This window comes from Sphingomonas sp. ABOLH, from assembly GCF_003951715.1.
In the GTDB taxonomy this organism is placed as follows: domain Bacteria; phylum Pseudomonadota; class Alphaproteobacteria; order Sphingomonadales; family Sphingomonadaceae; genus Sphingomonas; species Sphingomonas hankookensis_A.
Map to the genome: position 1 here is coordinate 1 of NZ_QQWV01000105.1, position 1,365 is coordinate 1,365.

Annotated in this window: 1 protein-coding gene; it reads left to right on the forward strand. The window is 70.0% G+C overall.

Features of this window, described 5'->3' with window-relative positions:
* The first annotated feature begins 34 nt into the window (after positions 1-34).
* A complete protein-coding gene (locus CA237_RS19425) occupies positions 35-1,306 on the forward strand; it encodes an Hsp70 family protein (RefSeq protein WP_126015328.1) in 1,272 nt (423 codons plus the stop codon).
* Positions 1,307-1,365 lie beyond the last annotated feature (59 nt).

Consider the following 1,365-nt stretch of genomic DNA (forward strand, 5'->3'; position numbering starts at 1 on the left):
GTGTAGGGCGTCCCGCCCCCGCCCGGAGCCCCCCATGTCCCTCGGCCTAGATTTCGGCACCACCAATTCCGTCCTCGCCCGCGCCGATGGCGACGGCGCGACCCTCGTGCCGCTCGACGGGCCGGACGGCGCCGACGCCGTCTTCCGCTCGGCGCTGTGCTTCTGGCAGGACGACGTCCCCGGTGGCATCGCGGTAGAGGCCGGCCCCTGGGCGATCGACGAATATCTCCAGTTTCCGGAGGGGTGCCGCTTCCTGCAATCGTTCAAGTCGGTCGCCGCCAGCCCCAGCTTCGACACCGCGCCGATCTTCACCAAACGCTACCGCTTCGAGGATCTCGGCCGCGCCTTCCTCGACCGCCTCGCCGCCCGCGCGCATGGCATACTGAACGGCGCCACACGCATCGTCGTCGGCCGCCCGATCACCTATGCCGGCCACCGCCCCGACGAAGCGCTCGCGAGGGCACGCTATGACGCGATGTTCGCCGCGCTGGGCGCGCAGATCGTCTATGTCTACGAACCGCTCGGCGCCGCGTTCAGCCATGCCGCGACGCTGACGGACGCGGCCACGATCCTCGTCGCCGATTTCGGCGGCGGCACCAGCGATTTCTCGGTCGTCCGACTGGAAGCGCCGGGCAGCGACCGCCGCGCCCGCCCGTTGGGCCATGCCGGTATCGGCATCGCCGGCGACCAGTTCGACCGCCGCATCCTCGACAGGCTCGTCCTGCCGCTGCTCGGCAAGGGCGGCACCTATCGTTCGTTCGACAAGGTGCTGGAAATCCCCGCCGGCCATTTCACCGACTTCACCGACTGGTCGCGCCTCGCGCTGATGCGCAACCGCAAGACCCTGGCCGAACTCGACAAATTGCGCCGCGCCGCGACCGATCCGGACGCGATCGACCGGATGATCGCGGTGATCGAGGGCGAACAGGGCTATCCGCTCTACGACGCGGTCGGACAGGTGAAGCGCGCGCTGTCGCAGGGCGACGAGGCGACCTTCGCGTTCGAAGGGGGCGGCATCGCCATTGAGGCACAGGTCACCCGCGACCAGTTCGAAGCATGGATCGCCGACGATCTCGCGCGCATCATGGCGACCGTCGACCGCGCGCTGGAGGTGGCGGGGCTCGACGCCGACGGCATCGACCGCGTGTTCCTGACCGGCGGCACCTCGCTCACCCCCGCCATCCGCCGCGCCTTTGCCGACCGCTTCGGGCAGGACCGGCTGGCGTCGGGCAACGAACTGACCTCGGTCGCCCACGGCCTCGCGCTGATCGGGCAGCAGGACGATCTGGCGGCGTGGACGGCGTAACGCTTTCCTACACGCCCGCCCCCTGCCATCCTGACGCCCGCTCTTTGACAGGTCCGCCC

Coding starts and splice junctions, on each gene's coding strand:
- CA237_RS19425 (WP_126015328.1), top strand. CDS start 35: ATGTCCCTCGGCCTAGATTTCGGCACCACCAATTCCGTCCTCGCCCGC.